At 62.5% G+C, this 1,559-nt stretch carries 2 protein-coding genes; one reads left to right on the top strand and one right to left on the bottom strand.

The window, feature by feature from the left end:
- The coding region (locus tag EPO61_06560) for a DUF3365 domain-containing protein (GenBank protein TAJ09295.1) at positions 1-559 on the top strand (559 nt) is incomplete at its 5' end.
- Positions 560-682: 123 nt separating this feature from the next.
- Here the strand turns inward: EPO61_06560 and EPO61_06555 are convergent.
- On the bottom strand, positions 683-1,559 hold an 877-nt coding region (locus tag EPO61_06555; protein TAJ09294.1), incomplete at its 5' end, for a HAMP domain-containing histidine kinase.

Here is a 1,559-nt window from a genome sequence, read left to right as displayed (position 1 = left end):
GCTGGTGCTCGTCGGCGTCGGCGGCTACTGGGGGCTGTCCGGTTTGCTCAAAGATGCCGAGGCGCCGGTCACGATCGCGCCGGAACTCGTGGCCGATTACGTCCACGCCGTGATCCAGGCAAACCGCACCGTCTACACCAAGAACGTCGTGGACAAGCTGCAAGAGAGCGGCGTCGTGGAAGCAGCCGAACATTGGAAGGGCCAGAACGCCCTTCCGCTGCCGGCCCAATTCCTGATGGAAACCGGCCGGCTGGTGGCCGACAGCGGCAAGGGCATCAAATATAAACTGGTCAGCCTCTGGCCGATCTACGTCTGGAACAAGCCGGAGACGGAATTCGAGCAGAAGGGTTTGGAGGCAGTGGCGAAAAATCCTGAGCAGCCGTTTACCGGGTTCGTGCGGATCGGGCGGGAACGGTACTTTCAGGCCATCTATGCGGACGTGGCCGTCTCACAGGCCTGCGTCACCTGCCACAACCAACACATCAACAGCTCCCGCCGCGACTTCAAGCTCAACGACGTCATGGGGGGCATCGTGATCACGATTCCGGTCACTCCCTAAGCAGGATGTTGAAAAAGCCCGCCCGTGCTCCCGCGAAGCGTAAAGAAAGAAGACCTCCCTACCAGCAACGCTTCACGAGATACGACAAAGCCTTTTTGAACCTCCTGGAGACTTGGCCGCGATTCAGCCCGCCATGCCCGGAGCCGGCTTGGGCTCTTTCCTCTCCGACGACGCAGGGGGCTTCAACGGCAAGCACAGGTGGAAGGAAGTGCCTGCCCCCTCCCGGCTCTCCACCGTAATCCGGCCGCCGTGGGCCTCGATCACGTCCTTGACGATCTTGGTGCCCAGACCCGTGCCCCCCGCTTTACGGCTGATCGCGCGCGGCGAAAAGAGGCTCGCCTGCACATCGGACGACATCCCGCGCCCCGTGTCGATGACCGACACCAGCACTTGACGGCTCTTCGGCTCCCAGGCCCCCCGAACCGTGATGGATCCGCCGGGCGGCACTTCCGGAATCGCGTTATTGATGAGGTTGTAAAAGGCCAGATAGAGCCGCCGCTCGTCCGCCAGGATCAACGGAAGCCTCTCCAACCCTTCCCGGCGCAGCTCGATGTGGCTTTCTTTGGCCAAGAGGCTCAAGGTGAGCTGGGCCTGTTCCACGAGGGCTTCAACCCGGCACGACCGGAACTGCGGCGCCGTGCTCAAGCCCTTGATACAGTCGGCCATCTGCTTGACCTGGTCCTGGATTCGCCGCGCGCTGGTCTTCAATAGCCCCAGAACATCCCGACTCAACCCGCGCATCTGCTTGGTCTCGGCCGTCTCGGGCTCTCCCAAGCCGTCCAGGAACTTCTCCAGTTGGGGACCCAGCAGGTCCACGCCGCAGAGCACGGGGGTCAGGAGGTTGCCGACGTCATGTCCGATGTCGCCCAGCAATCGCCCCACCTCCGCAAACTTCACTTCCTCGTAGAGCCGCGCCTGCACGATCGCCGCCGACATCAAGGCGGAAATGATCATCAGAATGGAGACGTCCTTCTTGCCCAGCCGTCCGCGGCGCTTGTTG

Source organism: Nitrospirota bacterium (genome assembly GCA_004296885.1).
GTDB lineage: Bacteria > Nitrospirota > Nitrospiria > Nitrospirales > Nitrospiraceae > SYGV01.
The sequence above is the reverse complement of the archived record's forward strand: the minus strand, read 5'-3'. Positions and strand labels throughout refer to the sequence as shown.